This is a genomic window from Natrialbaceae archaeon AArc-T1-2, assembly GCF_030273315.1.
In the GTDB taxonomy this organism is placed as follows: domain Archaea; phylum Halobacteriota; class Halobacteria; order Halobacteriales; family Natrialbaceae; genus Tc-Br11-E2g1.
This window is the reverse complement of record NZ_CP127174.1, coordinates 1,154,779-1,169,842: the sequence shown is the minus strand read 5'-3', so window position 1 is coordinate 1,169,842 and position 15,064 is coordinate 1,154,779. Positions and strand designations below refer to the sequence as shown.

Annotated in this window: 13 protein-coding genes; 10 read left to right on the top strand and 3 right to left on the bottom strand. The window is 65.6% G+C overall.

Annotated features, from left to right (window positions below; genetic code table 11):
* Positions 1-210: 210 nt before the first annotated feature.
* From QQ977_RS05965 to QQ977_RS05950, 4 genes are all read left to right on the top strand, one after another.
* Positions 211-759 (top strand): inosine/xanthosine triphosphatase, encoded by a 549-nt coding sequence (locus QQ977_RS05965; RefSeq protein WP_285928186.1) that lies wholly within the window; start codon positions 211-213, stop codon positions 757-759.
* Between the two features lie 370 nt (positions 760-1,129).
* Positions 1,130-1,366: a DUF7123 family protein gene (locus tag QQ977_RS05960; RefSeq protein WP_285928185.1), complete on the top strand. Its 237-nt coding sequence runs from the start codon at positions 1,130-1,132 to the stop codon at positions 1,364-1,366.
* A 49-nt stretch (positions 1,367-1,415) separates the two neighbouring features.
* Positions 1,416-2,063 carry an HAD family hydrolase gene (locus QQ977_RS05955; RefSeq protein WP_285928184.1) on the top strand — a complete coding sequence of 216 codons (648 nt, stop codon included), beginning with the start codon at positions 1,416-1,418 and terminating at the stop codon, positions 2,061-2,063.
* 55 nt (positions 2,064-2,118) lie between these two features.
* Entirely contained in the window at positions 2,119-2,328 is a 210-nt protein-coding gene (locus tag QQ977_RS05950) for a hypothetical protein (RefSeq protein WP_285928183.1), read from the top strand.
* Between the two features lie 13 nt (positions 2,329-2,341).
* Here QQ977_RS05950 and QQ977_RS05945 read toward each other — a convergent pair whose 3' ends face one another.
* Positions 2,342-2,578: a hypothetical protein gene (locus QQ977_RS05945; protein WP_285928182.1), complete on the bottom strand. Its 237-nt coding sequence runs from the start codon at positions 2,576-2,578 to the stop codon at positions 2,342-2,344.
* 193 nt (positions 2,579-2,771) lie between these two features.
* On the opposite strand from QQ977_RS05945, the gene QQ977_RS05940 reads away from it, so the two are divergent.
* The 5 genes from QQ977_RS05940 to QQ977_RS05920 all read left to right on the top strand — a co-directional run bounded on the left by QQ977_RS05940 (position 2,772) and on the right by QQ977_RS05920 (position 12,369).
* Entirely contained in the window at positions 2,772-3,392 is a 621-nt protein-coding gene (locus QQ977_RS05940; protein WP_285928180.1) for a TetR/AcrR family transcriptional regulator, read from the top strand.
* A complete protein-coding gene (locus QQ977_RS05935; RefSeq protein ID WP_285928179.1) occupies positions 3,389-5,011 on the top strand; it encodes a COG1361 S-layer family protein in 1,623 nt (540 codons plus the stop codon). The genes QQ977_RS05940 and QQ977_RS05935 overlap by 4 nt, the downstream gene beginning before the upstream one ends.
* Before the next feature lie 8 nt (positions 5,012-5,019).
* Entirely contained in the window at positions 5,020-7,491 is a 2,472-nt protein-coding gene (locus QQ977_RS05930) for an efflux RND transporter permease subunit (RefSeq protein ID WP_285928178.1), read from the top strand.
* A gap of 435 nt (positions 7,492-7,926) precedes the next feature.
* Positions 7,927-10,839, top strand: a complete 2,913-nt coding sequence (locus tag QQ977_RS05925) for a BGTF surface domain-containing protein (protein ID WP_345783356.1) — start codon at positions 7,927-7,929, stop codon at positions 10,837-10,839.
* A 204-nt stretch (positions 10,840-11,043) separates the two neighbouring features.
* Entirely contained in the window at positions 11,044-12,369 is a 1,326-nt protein-coding gene (locus QQ977_RS05920; protein ID WP_285928175.1) for a carboxypeptidase regulatory-like domain-containing protein, read from the top strand.
* Between the two features lie 219 nt (positions 12,370-12,588).
* On the opposite strand, the gene QQ977_RS05915 is transcribed toward QQ977_RS05920, so the two are convergent.
* Positions 12,589-13,083: a DUF7384 family protein gene (locus QQ977_RS05915; protein ID WP_285928173.1), complete on the bottom strand. Its 495-nt coding sequence runs from the start codon at positions 13,081-13,083 to the stop codon at positions 12,589-12,591.
* Positions 13,084-13,310: 227 nt separating this feature from the next.
* Between QQ977_RS05915 and QQ977_RS05910 the strand changes: the two genes are divergently transcribed.
* On the top strand, positions 13,311-13,520 hold the full coding sequence (locus tag QQ977_RS05910; RefSeq protein ID WP_285928171.1) for a hypothetical protein: 210 nt from the start codon (positions 13,311-13,313) through the stop codon (positions 13,518-13,520).
* Between the two features lie 123 nt (positions 13,521-13,643).
* On the opposite strand, the gene QQ977_RS05905 is transcribed toward QQ977_RS05910, so the two are convergent.
* Positions 13,644-15,008, bottom strand: coding sequence for a phosphomannomutase (locus QQ977_RS05905; protein ID WP_285928169.1), 1,365 nt, complete (start codon positions 15,006-15,008; stop codon positions 13,644-13,646).
* Positions 15,009-15,064 lie beyond the last annotated feature (56 nt).

Here is a 15,064-nt window from a genome sequence, read left to right as displayed (position 1 = left end):
GGCAAATGCTGTCCGGCCGAACCTGCGGGAAAAGCTCGGGCGGATTCGTTACCACTGTCGTTCCGAGCCACCCCAGTTAAAGGTTCCGGAATAGGGGCGAGAAAGCGCCGAGAAACGAGGAATTCGCCGGAACTAGCATTAAAAATCAAAACATTCATACGGGTGGGTTGTCACCGGGTGACACTTACTTCCCCGCGCGGAACGCCCGATATGGAACTCGCGGTCGGCAGTACCAACCCGACGAAAGCAGACGCTACGGCGCGCGCACTCGAGCGATACGAGCCGACGGTGACCGCCGTCGACGTCGACTCGGGCGTGAGCGACCAACCCCGATCGATCGCCGAGACAATCGAGGGAGCCGAGACGCGCGCGAGGAGGGCGCTCGAGGCGGTCGACACTGTCCCAGCCAGCGACGGGCGCGCTGGTCCGGGAGTCGGCGCGTTCGGCGTCGGGCTCGAGGGCGGCGTCGCCCACCTCGAGTCGACGCCGGGACTGTTTCTGATCATGTGGGCGGCGGTCACCGACGGCGATCGGATCGAACGCGCGAGCGGACCGAGCCTCCGGCTCCCGGACCGGGTCGCGGCCCGGATCGACGGCGGCGAGGAGCTCGGTCCCGTCATGGCCGACGTATTCGGTGCCGACCGGACGGACGAGGGTGCAATCGGCGCGCTCACCGGTGGGCTGGTCGACCGGACGCGGGCGCTCGAGGTGGCGGTCGCGTCCGCGTTCGGCCCGTTCGTCGCGGCTCATCTCGCCTAGAGAACCGTTAGCGTCGGCTATCGGCGGCGGTTTCCGACGCCGCACCGAGACGTTCTCTCGAGAGCGCTCGTTTGGGGCTGCGTACGCCGACACCGACGCCGACGACGATCCACGGGCGGCGGCGACCGATCCCGCCTCCCTCCGTGGGAAAGCCGCCATTACTTCCGGCGTCCGACCGCCGGATCGATTACGCTTCGCCCAATGTTCTCTTATCGGTGATTTTCCTCGAAAAGAATCAATTAACCACCCGTACCAACGGCACGTTACCCCGTCGACACCACACCGGTATTGGGCACCAAAACCGCACGACTGCGGTGGATTAACTACGCGTACCAAACCCCCTAAGGAGGTCGCTGGCCTCTCGTGTAGTATGAGCAGTGCAATGGCCCCCGCCGAACTGACGACCAAGCAACACCGGATCCTCCAGTACCTGAGAGAACACGCCGCAACGAAGACCTACTTCAAGTCCCGGCTCATCGGCGAGGAACTGGGGATGACCGCGAAGGAAGTCGGTGCGAACATCACCGCGATTCAGGACGGCGACTTCGACATCGAGATCGAGAAGTGGGGCTACTCCTCGAGTACGACCTGGAAGGTCAGCGTCTAGCCCGGGGACGGCGACGGTGTTTTTGCGGTTCGTGTCGTAGCCACAGGCCATGACCCAGCCGATCCTCTTCGACATGGACGGCGTCGTCCTCGAGGGTCGTGGCACCCACCCGACGGTCTACGATCGGGCGGCCGACGCCGCACTCACAGAACTCGGACTCGAGCCCGACGAGCGCCGACGGGCAGCCCTTCGCGAGTACGAGTACGAGTCCGTCGAACGCGCCTGTACGGCCCTCGGGGTCGACCCGGCGCGGTTCTGGCAGCTGAAAGAGCGCCACGCCTCCCGGCTCTGTCACGACCGCCTTCGCGCCGGCGAGCGCGGCGTCTACGACGACGTCGCCGCGATCGACGCCCTCGCCGCGGAGACGACGCTCGCGCTCGTGAGCAACAACCGCCACGAGACCGTCTCGTTCGTCGCCGATCACTTCGAGTTGCCGTTCGACCTCGTCCGGGGCCGGGATCCGACGCCCGAGGGGTTTCGCCGCCGGAAGCCACGCCCCGACTACCTCGAGGAAACCCTCGAGCGGCTGGACGAAGACGGCGGGCTCTACGTCGGCGACCGCGAGACGGACGTCGTCGCGGCCTCCCGCGCCGGCCTCGAGGCGGCGTACCTCCGTCGGCCGCACAACGCCGACACGACCTGTCCCGACGGCGCGATCGAACTCGAGTCGCTGTCGGACCTGCTCGAGCGCCGCTGACCGCCAGTCTCGAGCGAGACGGAGGTATAAGTCGACGGCCGTAGTGTGATACCCGATGGCGGATCAACCGGTGCGGTACCGACGAGCGATCGCGGACGCAGCCCCGACGATTACGGCACTGTTTTTGCTCTGTCTGGTCGGCTACTACTACGTCAGAACCTGGTGGTGGATCGTCGTCTTCGCGTTCGGTGCGCTCGCGGTGTTCTCGAACCGGGTGTACTATCAGAAATCTATACAGCTTCGCGAGCAGCTGAACGACCGGTGAGGGGCAGACGACGTCAGCCTCGAGCCGACTCGAACCCGTCGGAGCCGGTCCGGAGCGTGCCGTCGTGTTGGAGCTGTATCTCGAGTGCGTCCTCGCTACCGGGTGAGACCTCGTTGTCGGGGAGGTGGGCGTCGATGTTCGGCTCGCCGCGGATGAGTCCGTCCGTCTGGCCGGCGACGACCGCCGCCGTGCCGACGAACGCGACCGCGAGCACCAGCCGGCGGTCGGGGAGGGGGACCAGCGTGAGCATTGACGATCCGTCCCCGATGTCGTCTTTCGTGACATAGTCCTTGTGATTGAACGTTCAATCAACTGGTTTATGATCGATCGGTCCAAGGTTGGCCCATGAACCCGACGATTCGTCGCGTCCGGACGCGGCTCCGGCGCAGACGCGCTGTCGGCCCCTCGATCGCCGTTCCGTCTCGCCGCGGCAGGTGGTCGACGTGACGACGGACGTCTTCGCAGAGCCCGACGGTACCCGCGAAGCGATCCTCGCGGCGACGTATCGCGCCCTCTGTGAACACGGTTACAGCGACCTGACGATCCAGCGAATCGGCGACGAGTTCGCGAAGAGCCAGTCGCTGATCTACCACCACTACGATAGCAAAGACGAACTCGTACTCGCCTGTCTCGAGTACATGCTCGAACGCTTCGAGGAGGCGTTCGCCGACGACGAGCTCGCCGGACCCCGCGACCGCCTCGAGGCGTTCGTCGAGCTGGTGCTCGCGGCCGACCTCGAGGCCGACAGCCACCAGTTCTTCGCGAGCCTGATCGAACTCCGCGCGCGAGCGTGCCACGACGACGACTACGAGCGACACTTCACCCGAAGCGACCGGGTCTTCGAGAACTACCTCGCGGACGTGATCGAAACCGGCGTCGACCGGGGGGCGTTCCGTGACTGCGATCCCGACCGAGTCGCGACGACGATCGTGACGATGCTCGCGGGAGTGATGTTACGTCGGTCGACGACCGACGACGAGACGACGTGGCTTCCGGCTCTCCGGGCGGAGCTTGCGACCTACCTCGAGACGCGCGTGTACGCCGACGGGGGTGAGAGACGATGAACGCACGCTCCGTCCTCGTCGCTGCCGTCGCCGTCGCGTTCGTCGTCTCGTTGCCGGCGCTTGGATTCGTCCAGGCCGGCGAACAGAGCGAGCCGACCCAACCGTCGCCGGCGATCATCGACGGCGAGCCCGACCTCGAGGCGTTCGCGCCCGATCGTCACTTCGTGCCGGGGACGGCGAGCGAGCTATCGCTCCAGGTCGCAAACGACGGCGAGTTCTCGAGTGGCGATCCCGACGCCCGCGAGCTCGTCACGACCGCCCGGAACGTCCGGGTCGCGGTCGACGACGACAGCGTCCCCTTCGAGGTCCGGACCGGCACGCAGGCGATCGGCTCGGTCTCGGAGAACGAGCCCCGCGAGCAGGTGCCGTTCGAGGTCCACGTCCCCGAGGACGTCGACCACGGCGAGTACGAGGTCGACGTGGAACTCGAGTACTCCTACACCGATCGGTACTTCCCGCGGGCACAGTCGGCCCGCGAACGAACGACGACGACGACGGAGACGATCACGATCGAGGTCGACGACGCACCCCGCTTCGAAGTCGTCGACGCACACTCCGACGTCCAGGTCGGTGAGGAGGGGACGGCCACTCTCGCGGTCGAAAACGTCGGCGACGAGGACGCACGCGACGTCAGGCTGACCTCGGAGGCGACGAGTTCCAGGCTCGCCTTCGGAGAGCGCGAGACCGACACGACCCACGTCGACGAGTGGAAAGCCGGCGAGCGACAAACGGTGACCTACGACGTCGTGGCGACGCCGGACGCGAGCGCCCGGAGCTACGCCTTCGAGACGACGGCCCGGTACGACGATTCCGAGGGCGTTCCGGGAGCCGACGAGGGGATCACCTGGGGACTGACCCCGGCCGGAGAACAGCGCTTCAGCGTCGAATCGACCGAGACGAGCCTGCGCGTCGGCGAGGACGGCGCGATCTACGGCACCGTAAGAAACGACGGGCCGACGAAAGCGGAGAACGTCGTCCTCCGGTACACCGACGAGACGCCCAACGTGGTCCCGATCGAGACCGCCGTCGCCGTCGGCACGCTCGAGCCCGGCGAGTCCGGCGAGTTCCGCCTGCCACTCGAGGTCACCGGCGAGGCCGACGCCGTCGACCGCACGCTCGACGTCGGCGTCCAGTATCGCACCGCCGACCTCGAACAACGGCTCTACGAGGACGTCGAACTCCTCGCCGCCGTCGAGCCCAAACGCGACCAGTTCGACGTCGACGTCACGGACCGCGAGATCGCCGCCGGCGAGACGAAATCCGTCGACGTCGAGGTGACGAACAACCTCGACCAGACGGTGACCGACGTCGAGGCGCGGCTGTTCGCCGACGATCCGCTGGATAGCGACGACGACGAGGGGTTCGTCGAGGAGCTCGAGCCCGGCGAGTCCGTGACGATGACGTTCGAACTCGAGGCGGCGTCGGGAGCGACCGCGAAGACGTACCCGATCTCGTTCGACTTCCGGTACGACGACGAACGCGGAACCAGCCAGCTGTCGGAGACGACCCGCGTCGCCATCGACGTCGACGCCCCCGAGGACGACTTCCCGTGGCTGCTCGTCGGTCTCGTCGTGGCGTCGGGACTCGGCGGGGGCGCGTACGTCTACCGACACCGCTAACCCCCCCCATGGCCGGCCTAGACGAGCGGATCGAGACGGCGACGGCCCGGGTGAACGAGACGATCGTCTCGCGACCGAAGACGGTCGTCGTCGCCTTCCTGTTGTTGACCGCCGTCTTCGCTGGCGGGATGGCGGCGGTCGAGGACGACGACGACGCGACCGACGCGTTCACCGACGACCTGCCCGAACAGGAGGCGTTCGACGCCATCAACGAGGAGTTCGAGGGGCCGTTCACGACCGACGACGAGACGACACAGCTGATCCACGACGGCACGAACGTCCTGTCCCAGGCGGAGCTCGTGGCGATTCTCACCGTTCTCGAGCGGGTCGAACAACGCGACGACCTCCGGATGGAGTCGGCAAACGGGCCGGCGACGATCGTCGCCCAGCAACTCGACCCCGAGGCGGAGACGATGGCCGAGAAACGCCGCGCCGTCGAGCGGGCGTCGGGCACCGAGATCCGACAGGCGATCCGGGCCGCGAGCGACCGGCCCGCGTTTACGACGATCGTCTCCGACGACTTCACCGAAAAGGAGGCGTCGGCTTCGACGTCGGTCACCGTCGTCACCCACGACGTCCCCCAGGAGTTCGACAACGACGATCTCGTCACCCTCCAGACCACCGTGGACTCGATCGCCGACGACGAACCCTCGGCTATCTACGCCTTCGGCGGCGGCGTCGTCAACGACGAGTTCGGTGCGATCATCGGCGACTCGCTCGCGATCGTGATGCCGATCGTCGTCGTCCTGTTGCTCGCCTTCCTGGTCGTCGCCTACCGGGACCCGATCGATCTGGCGCTCGGACTGCTGGCGTTGCTCATGACGATCGTCTGGACGTTCGGCTTCATGGGCTACGCCGGGATCCCGTTCGACCAGCAGCTCATCTCCGTCCCCGTGTTGTTGCTCGCCGTCGGCGTCGACTTCGGCATCCACATCATCAACCGCTACCGGGAGGAGACCGTCCAGGGATACGAGCCGATTCCGGCGATGCGGACGGCGACCAACCAGCTCGTCGTCGCCTTCATCATCGTGACGGTCACCACCGTCTTCGGTTTCGGCGCGAACGTCGTCTCCGACCTCGGGCCGATCCGGAACATGGGGATCGTCTCGAGCGTCGGCATCGTGTTTACGTTTCTCATCTTCGGCCTCTTCCTCCCGGCGGCGAAACTCGAGGTCGACCGCCTTCGCGCACGCTATACCGTCCCCGAGTTCAACTCGACGCCGATCGCCTCCGAGGAGTCGGCGCTCGGTCGGCTCCTGTCGGTCTCCGTCACCGTCAGTCGGCGGGCACCCGTCGTCTTCGTCGTCGTCCTCCTTCTCCTCGGCGGTGGAATGGGTGCCTACGGCGCGGGCGTCGACACCAGCTTCGACGAGGAGGACTTCCTCCCGCCCGAGGAGGAGGCGTGGTACGTCGAGCACATCCCCGAGCCGTTCGCCCCCGGCGAGTACACGGTCACCCGGACGATCACCCTGCTCGAGGACCGCTTCGAGGCCAACCAGGACGAGTCGGTCACGATATACGTCGAAGGCTCCTTCGAGGAGGACCACGCGCTCGAGGCGCTCGCCAGTCCCAACGACGAGCCGACCGACAGCCTCGCCGTCGGCGAGGGCGGCCAGGCAGATGCCGAGAGCATCGTGACGGCGATCCAGGCCCACGCCCAGGACGACGAGGAGTTCGCCGCCCTCGTCGCGCGCAACGACCGCAGCGGAAACGGGATCCCCGACCGCAACCTCGATCGGATCTACGACGAGCTACCCGCGGCCCAGACCGATCGCTTCCTGACCGACGACAGACGCGCCACACAGCTCGAGTACGCGATCGACGCCGAGGCCTCACAGGAGGCGGTGTCGGCAGACGCCGCCGCCTTCGCCGACCAGTTCCGCTACAGCGCGACCGCCACCGGCGAGATCGTCATCTTCGACGCCGTCAGCGACGTCATCTTCGCGTCGGCGATCCAGGGACTGTCGATCGCGCTCGTGCTCACCGGCGTCTTCCTGGTCGTCGCCTACGGCGTCCTCGAGCGCAGGCCACTGCTCGGCGTCGTCAACGTCTTCCCGATTCTGATCGCCGTCGCCGCGCTCATCGCCACGATGCGGCTGCTCGGCATGCCGCTGAACGCGTTGACGGCGACGATACTGTCGATCTCGATCGGGATCGGCATCGCCTACTCCGTCCACGTCACGGCCCGGTTCGTCGACGAGTACGACGAGTCGACACCGACGCATCACGCGCTGACGACGACGCTTTCGGGCACCGGCGGCGCGCTGACCGGCAGCATGCTGACGACCTCGCTCGGGACGGGGGCGCTCGCGTTCGCGATCACGCCCGTGCTCGGCGACTTCGGGCTGTTGATGGCGCTGAGCGTCTTCTACTCGTTCGTCGCCTCGGTCGTCGCGTTGCCGCCGGCGATCTTCCTGTGGGCGCAGGTAACCGGATCGGGGATCGGGTTCGGTACGATCCGGGAGCGATTGGGCGGGTAGCTCCCCCATCGTGGTCACTTCGTCGCCGACACTGACTACCGACGTTTGCCGGAACGACGACGCTGTTCCGGAGCTGAAACAGTTTCGAACCGGCACTGTACTGATAGATTTCATATCGGGGTAGTTATATGCACGGCAGACGCGGACTCGTGACCCGTTCGTCGACCCTGACCGATCCGGTTGTCTCTCGGTTGACTCTCGAGTCGAATAGTCGCCGGGACCGCATTCACCACCGTCATGTCTGGCGATTTCAGTACCGAAATAGTACCTTACCTTCCGTATGAGCTAATTTCGTTTTCGAAATAGTACCTTACTGGTTCGAAATTCTGTTACACAAAACTTATTACACACCTCGGATGAATCCCTGATACCCCTATCCGGGAGGCGACCCGGCAGGACAAGCCGCGTCCAGCCAGGGGACGTCTGCCAGCGGTGATGGATCGCGCGCTAATCAACCAACGAAATACGACAATACAACACAACATGACAAGCGATTCAGTATCATATCGCGAAAAGGGACGTGCAGTGTTCCTCGCAGCGATGATGGTTCTGTCCGTGTTTGCCATGTCCGCAGCGTTTGCGGGCTCGGCGGCAGCACACGACGGGGTTACCTACAAAGACGTCGATGGTGACGAAGTTAGTGTGGTGTTCCAGGGACAGGACGTGATTGCAGATAAAACAGAGATTGATGAGGACGATACGTACGAGCTTCGGAGCGTTAACGACTACAACGACCAGAATGAAGTCTCCGACAGCTCCTTCGAAGAGGAATTGACAGCTGACGATGAGGAGGTCGAAATCGATACTAGCGACCTCGACGAAGGAGATTACTTCATCCTCGGTCCGGACGTCGACCGTCCTGTGGACCAGGATGATGTCTTCGAAGTGACGATCCAGGACTTCGACGCCGAGTTCGATGACGACGAAGTCACCGACGAAGGTGAAGATTCCGTCACCGAGCTTGACGTTGATTCCGACCGTGGCACGTACTCGGTGAACGTGAGTGCTGACGGTGATCTCGATGAGGAAGAACTCGTCGACATCCTCGTCACGCTAGAGAACGTCGATTCAGATGGTGTTGAAGTCGACGATGGTGCGGACCCCCTCGATGGAGAAGAAATCGGTGACATCCGTTCGGACCTCCTCTCTGACGACATTCGTGACGAAGTCGTGACGGATGGGGACGACAGACTCTACATCGATGATGAAACTGCGACTGGGCCTGAAACTGGTGCCGAACTCCAAGACCTAGTCGAAACGGATGCGAACCCGTTCAATGTCCTCGTCTACGCCGATGGTGAGGACGACGCAGACGAGAAGGTTGCGATGTCGAGCATCAGTGACACGGACGCAGATGTCTCGTTCTATGACATCGACGACGGCGATTACACCTTTGAACTCAGTGTCGACGACACTGAAGCCGAAGCCACGGCCGACATTACGGTCCGCGAGGAAGACGCTGACGCCGACTTCGACCAGGGTGTCTACGAACAGCACGCCGGTGACATCGTCGAGTACGAAATCGAACTCGAGGACACCGACGATGCATACATCCAGATCGGTGACGAAGACTCCGGATTCGTCGACATTCTCTACGTCGAGGATGACGACGATAGCGGATCCGTCGAGTTCGCGGTGAACACCCGTATGCTCGGTGCCGACACCGACGTCGAAAACGTCTACTACTCCGATGATGATGAAATCGAGAGTGAACTTTACGAAGGTACCGACGCTACCTTCTGGGACGATGACGTTGGTGAAGACGTGATTACCTACGAGGAGTACCTCGAAGAACTCAACCTGATCGACGAAGCTGGTCCTGACGACGGCTTCGACCAGATCGTCCGACCGCTCCAGCCGATCAGCTACGATGTCGCTGCCGACAACAACGGCAACTTCATCGTTGACGGCGGTGAGTCCGAACTCGACGACGAGATCGGATTCGCCACGATGGACCTCGTCCGACCCGGTGTCGACGCGGTGAACACCCACGTCGCACCCGAAGACGACGCCGACGAGGACGACTCCCTCGAGGACATCGACGACATCGCCACCGAGCGCATGGACGTCGCCGAAGACGACCGGCTCGTCGTCCAGGCTGAAGCGAGCGGTATCTTCGGCTGGATGGTCGCCGAAGACGACAACGGCTTCGAGGCCATCACCGACGAAGACGGCTTCCACCCCGAGACGATCCACGAGCTGAACGACCAGACCGGTGAGGGTGTCACGATCGAAATCGAAGCCGACGACATCACGGGTCAGGACCCGACCTCTGCAGCCTTCGACAGTGCTGACGAGGAAGACATCTTCGTCATCGTCGACAACGACGCGGGCGAGATGTACATCGTCGTCGACACCAGCTCGAGCGACGCCTTCGACCGCGACCTCGACCCCGATCAGGACTTCACCGCAACGATCGAGTACGAGGCTGACGACGACGACCGGTTCGAATTCCACAGCAACAGCCCACAAGGTAGTGCTGATGCAACTGGCGAACCGGCCTTCCCGTACTTCGGCGCTGACGAAGACGAGACCGAAGTCGCTACCCAAGAGTTCACGGTCGTCGAACCTGACGCCGAATTCGACAACCTCGACGCTGACGAACGCGTCCAGGTCGAGAACGTCGAAGACGCGCTGATCGAAGGAACGACCAACGTCGCACCCGGCTCGGACGCTGATGTCCGCGTCACGTCCGACAGCGAAGTCGAGCCATCGTTCACCTACACCGTTGACGCCGAAATCGCTGCCGACGGTTCCTTCGAGGGCGAAATCGACGACCTCTCGGGCAACCAGGAGGGCGACACCGGTGACGCAACCTTCCGTGTCGGCGGCTCGGACACTGCGGACGCTGACCTAGTCGTCGTCGAAGCGGTCGACGACGACCCCGAGCTGCCCGCTGACTTCGACGTCGACGCTGCCGCACCCGGTGAAGTCGAACCTGGCGACGACGCCAGCCTCGACGTGACGGTCACGAACGTCGGCGACGAAACTGGCACGACCAGCTACGAGGTCACCATCGACGGCGAGACCGTCGACGCCGACGACCTCGAGCTCGACGGTGGCGACAGCGTCAGCGAGAGCTACGACTTCGACACCGCCGACGAAGCCGAGCTCGACTGGGAAGTCACCACCGACGACGACGCTGCCTCCGGCACCCTGACGGTTGCCGAGGAAGAGGACGATGACGACGTCGAAGAAGATGACGACGTCGAAGAAGATGACGACGCTGTCGACGACACCGACGACGAAGAGCCGGCTGACGACGACGAACAGCCCGGCTTCGGTGTCGCCGTCGCCGTCGTCGCGCTGCTCGCCGCTGCGATGCTGGCCCTGCGCCGGCAGAACTAAGGCACCAGCAGCAATCCCAGCCTGAAACCACCGAATCGGTTCGGTTCGATTCGGCCATTTCCGATCGCGGTTTCATTTTTCGTGCGACTGATCCCGAGACGATCCCCGATAGCGACAGCCACCGCCACAATCAATTTGCGTGATCAGTTCCAACGGCTACCCGTCTCCGGTCTCCGCGACCTGTGACCGGATGCGAACCCTCCCATGACCACCGATACCACACGTCCGAACCCGAACCGCCGGACCGGCCGCACGCTGGTTCTCGCCGCCGTCGTCGTCTGTGCGACGCTTGCCGTCGGGGCGGGGACGGCTACCGCCACGCCACCGATCGAGACCGACGCCGACGACCTCGACCGCGGCGTCGTCTGGGCCGGCCAGACGATCGTCGCCACCGACGAGACGTTCGACGACGGCGAGATCGTCGAACTCCGCGAGGTGACCGACTCGAGCGCCGGCGCGGTCGACTCCTCGTCGTTCGTCCGCGAACTCGCCGTCGACGGCGACGTCGTCGAGTTCGACACCGACGACCTCGAGGGCGAGTACGTCCTGCGCTCTGCAGCGGGCGACTCGCCGATCTTCGAGGTCGTCGCCCAGGAGCTGACCGTCAGCTGGGCGGAGACCGACGTCACCACTGGCGACGAGGTCGACGTCGCGTTCGACAGCAACCGCGGCGACTACAACGTGACGGTCTCGGCCGACGGCCTCGACGCCGACCAGCTCCGGGCGCTGTTTATCACCCACCCCGAAAGCGACGTCGAGGAGATCGACGACCCCGACCACCTCCCGCTCGATCGCCTCGGGTACGACCGCGACGCAGGCGGCGTCGACTCGTTCACTGGCGACGGCTACGTCGGCCTCGACCTCTCGGACGTCGACCAGGCAGACGGTATCGTCGCCGACTTCGAACACCTCGCAGACGAGGAGGGCATCGACGAGAGAGGCTACGAGTTCGAGTTTCTGGTCACCGACACGGGCGTTACGTGTCCGAGCACCGTCGACGCCGACGAGCACGATCCCGACGCGACGTTCGTCGACCCCGACCCCGATCCGGATCCGGACGAAGACGACGACCCGGACGACGAACCCACGCCCGCCCTCCTCGAGGCGACGGTCACCGACGAGGCCGGCGACCCCGTCACCGACGCCACGGTCGCGGTCGGCGACGAGACGAACCAGACCGACGCCGACGGCGTCGCTACGCTCGCCCTCGAGGACGCCGAGTACGACCTCGAGATCTCGGCGGCGGGCTACGAGGACGTCGCGAAGGCGGTGACGATCGACGGCGCGGACGTCGACGTGACGGCGACCCTGACCGCCGAGGCCGAGGCTGACGACGACGACGCGGACGATCTCGAGGAGGACGACGCCGACGACGAGGCTGTCGCGGACGACGACCGCGACGAGGACGAGACAGTCGACGACGCTGACGACGAGCCGGCTGACGACGACGCACAGCCCGGCTTCGGCGTCGTCGTCGCCGCCGTTTCGCTGCTCGCTGCCAGCGTGCTGGCGTCGTTCCGTCGCGAGTAGCGGCCGTCGCCCGGTTCGGTTCGCGTTCGACGTTCGGTCGCGTCGGCGACCGAGATCCGTCCGATCGAACTGACAGCGCAGTTCCGGCCGACGCCGGAGACGGTGGGGCTCTCGAGGCTACCTTTCAACAGCGAGAGCGTCCCGCCGTTCACAGTAGACAACCTCACCAGCAGTGTCGTGAATTAGATTCGGCGTCTACTGTTCACGGCGGGGAGGATGTCATTCTGTCCGTGGATCCCGGTCCGGACCCGGGTACGACCCACCCTCGACGGCCTCGTAGAGGCTGTCGGCGTCGAAGACCCGGACGAAGGCGTCGGGCGAGCGAACGCTCACCGAGAGCTGGCGTTGCATCGTCAGTCCGGCTTTCGCCGATCCCAGCCCTTCGTTGTACGACAGCAGGTGTGCGGCCTGGCCCGCGTACGCCGAGGCGAGCGCCGCGTGGTCGCCGTCGGGGTGTTCGACGCGGACGCGCTCGTCCGCGAGGCGCTCGCGGTGGGACGCGGCGAGGTCGGGATCCGAGAGGGTTGCCACGAGCGACTCCGTCTCGGCGAGCAACGGATCGCTCGCGACCAGTTCGACCCAGGAGTGTCGACGGACGACGTCGAGCGCCTCGCGGGCGTCGCCCCCGACGAGTACGTCCGCCGCGAGGACGTCTGCGTCGGCGACGACGCGAGCCGGGTTCGGTCGGTCGGGGTTGGAGGCTGATTCAGCCATCCGTATCACCGTCGTCGGTCCGATGTCGATCGAGTTCCTCGCGGACGTCCGACAGCGAGACGTCGTAGGCCTCACCGCGCTCGAACAGTTCCTCCCAGCGTTCGGTCATCGGTCGTTGTACGCGCCGCGAGGTGAAAAAACGGCGTGGCCGTCGTGGTGACCGACCTCGGCCGAGCCCGTCGGCGAGTGAGACAGTACTAAGGCCACGCGCCGGCGTACGGGTGGGTATGGACGACGATATGCTCGCCGATCAGCGGCGGTTGATCGAGCTGGTCGAGGCCGAGGGCTGGGAGGTAACCGACGTCGAACTCTCGGCGTACGACAGTCCGTGGGAAGACGAGGACGATCCCGAGGCGACGGTGACGATCACGGCGAGAAAGCCCTACGAGAGCGACGAGGACGACGACGCCGACGACAACCCGTTTCGGGTGAAGTGATCGCCGCCGGTGGGCGTCGCGTTCCTCGGACAGCACACGACGTTCTCGGGGCGATCGACGAACCGACGCGGCGTTCGAATCCGAACTCGAGACCGCTCGAGCCCGGTACCACGACGACAGCCGTCACACGGCGTCTGCGATCGCTCGCTCGACGACCTCGCGAACGTCGGCGACGAGCGCCGCGACGTCGTCGCTCTCGGCGTAGATCCGGACGTACGGCTCGGTGCCGCTCGGACGGACGAGCGTCCAGGAGGCGTCGTCGAACTCGAGGCGAACCCCGTAGGCCGTCTCGACGGTCGCGTCGGGAAACTCCTCGGGGAGTGCGGTCTCGAGGCGGTCCATGACGGCCGATTTGGCCTCGTCGGCGCAGTCGACGCTTCGTTTGCGGTAGGGGCGTTCGCTGACCGGGGCTCGAAGCGCGTCGACGCTGTCGGCGTCTGCGACGAGACAGGCGACGACGGCGGCGCTTGCCACCCCGTCGATCCAGCCGCCGAAGGCGGGGTGGACGTGTTTCCAGGGTTCGGCGGCGAAGACCACGGCGGTGCCGTCGCCGCCCTCGCGGCGTTCTCGAGCGATCCCCTCGTGGAGGGCACCGAGTCGGACGCGTTCGGTGCGTCCGCCCGCCGCCCGGACCTGCTCGTCGATCCGGGCCGAGGCGTTGGGCGTGGTGACGACGACGGGATCGGCCGCCTCGGAGCGGCGGACGTAGTCGGCGGCGACGACCGCGAGGACGGTGTCCTCGTGGACGACGTCGCCGTTCCCGTCGAGGACGACGAGTCGGTCGGCGTCGCCGTCGTGTGCCAGCCCGAGATCGAACGAGCCCTCGGCGAGAAACGCCGAGAGGTCCGACAGCGTCTCCGGGGTCGGTTTGCTCTCTCTGGCCGGGAAGTGTCCGTCGACGGCGGCGTTCAACGCGACGACGTCCGCGCCGAGTCGATCGAGGACCTGTGGCGTCGCGAGCCCGCCGACGCCCGCCCCGCAGTCGACGACGACCGACAGCCTCGCGAGCGGTTCGTCGCCGAACCGATCGCGAACGTACGCCGTGACGGCCTCGCGGTACGGTTCGAGAACGTCGACCCGCTCGGAGCTGCCCCACTCGTCCCACGGAGCCGGACCGGGCTCGTCTTCGATTCGGGCGTCGATCGTCGCCTCGGCGTCGCGGTCGTACTCGACCCCGTCGACGAAGAGTTTGAGCCCGTTGTCGGCGGGCGGGTTGTGACTCGCGGTTACCATCACGCCACGTCGCCCCCGCGAGGCGAACGCGAGCGCGGGTGTCGGCACGACGCCGAGACGACGGACGTCGGCCCCGGCGCTTGCGAGGCCGGCCTCGAGCGCTGCCGCCAGGGCGGGACCGGTTTCGCGGCCGTCGCGGCCGACGACGACCGTCTCGCCCGGCTCGCCTGCGGCCCGGCCGACGGCGACCGCGAGCTCGGGCGTCACCTCGCTTTCGACAGGGCCGCGAATTCCGGCGGTCCCGAAACGCGTCATGGTGGTTCGATTCGTGCCGAGTAACTTATAAATGGCGTGAGAGGCGGCGCTCGTCG

Excerpts from the sequence above, each read along its gene's own strand:
- QQ977_RS05925 (WP_345783356.1), top strand. The coding sequence starts at position 7,927 with ATGGATCGCGCGCTAATCAACCAACGAAATACGACAATACAACACAAC.
- QQ977_RS05965 (WP_285928186.1), top strand. The coding sequence starts at position 211 with ATGGAACTCGCGGTCGGCAGTACCAACCCGACGAAAGCAGACGCTACG.
- QQ977_RS05905 (WP_285928169.1), bottom strand. The coding sequence starts at position 15,008 with ATGACGCGTTTCGGGACCGCCGGAATTCGCGGCCCTGTCGAAAGCGAG.
- QQ977_RS05950 (WP_285928183.1), top strand. The coding sequence starts at position 2,119 with ATGGCGGATCAACCGGTGCGGTACCGACGAGCGATCGCGGACGCAGCC.
- QQ977_RS05960 (WP_285928185.1), top strand. The coding sequence starts at position 1,130 with ATGAGCAGTGCAATGGCCCCCGCCGAACTGACGACCAAGCAACACCGG.
- QQ977_RS05915 (WP_285928173.1), bottom strand. The coding sequence starts at position 13,083 with ATGGCTGAATCAGCCTCCAACCCCGACCGACCGAACCCGGCTCGCGTC.
- QQ977_RS05930 (WP_285928178.1), top strand. The coding sequence starts at position 5,020 with ATGGCCGGCCTAGACGAGCGGATCGAGACGGCGACGGCCCGGGTGAAC.
- QQ977_RS05910 (WP_285928171.1), top strand. The coding sequence starts at position 13,311 with ATGGACGACGATATGCTCGCCGATCAGCGGCGGTTGATCGAGCTGGTC.
- QQ977_RS05920 (WP_285928175.1), top strand. The coding sequence starts at position 11,044 with ATGACCACCGATACCACACGTCCGAACCCGAACCGCCGGACCGGCCGC.
- QQ977_RS05955 (WP_285928184.1), top strand. The coding sequence starts at position 1,416 with ATGACCCAGCCGATCCTCTTCGACATGGACGGCGTCGTCCTCGAGGGT.
- QQ977_RS05945 (WP_285928182.1), bottom strand. The coding sequence starts at position 2,578 with ATGCTCACGCTGGTCCCCCTCCCCGACCGCCGGCTGGTGCTCGCGGTC.
- QQ977_RS05935 (WP_285928179.1), top strand. The coding sequence starts at position 3,389 with ATGAACGCACGCTCCGTCCTCGTCGCTGCCGTCGCCGTCGCGTTCGTC.